Source organism: Arthrobacter sp. C152, assembly GCF_054890965.1.
Window position 1 is genome coordinate 1 of sequence record NZ_JBTZSU010000110.1, and the last position, 452, is coordinate 452.

Genomic DNA, 452 nt, shown 5'->3' on the forward strand with positions numbered 1-452 from the left:
TCGAGGCCGGAGCGGACGATGTGTCCGATTTCGTAGCCGTAGGCGGGGTCGTAGGTGATGACGGCCGGGTTCGTGGACGCCAGGAGGGGGGAGTGGCCGTCGGCGTGCTGGAGGCCTTCGCCGGTGAGGGTGGTCCGTCCTGCGGTGGCGCCGATGATGAAGCCGCGGGTCATCTGGTCTGCTGCTGCCCAGAAGGCGTCGCCGGTGCGCTGGAAGCCGAACATGGAGTAGAACACGTAGACCGGGACCAGGGGCACGCCGTGGGTGGCGTAGGCGGTGCCGGCGGCGGTGAACGCTGCGACGGCGCCGGCTTCGTTGATGCCCGGGTGGATCAGCTGCCCGGCGGGGGATTCCTTGTAGGCCAGGACGAGGTCGCGGTCCACGGAGAGGTAGTTCTGGCCCTTGGGGTTGTAGATCTTCGCGGTCGGGAAGAACGCGTCCATGCCGAACGT

At 68.1% G+C, this 452-nt stretch carries 1 pseudogene; it reads right to left on the reverse strand.

Annotated features, from left to right (window positions below):
* Window positions 1-452: pseudogene (locus tag ACYSM9_RS21935) on the reverse strand (pyruvate dehydrogenase (acetyl-transferring), homodimeric type); the annotation flags it as partial.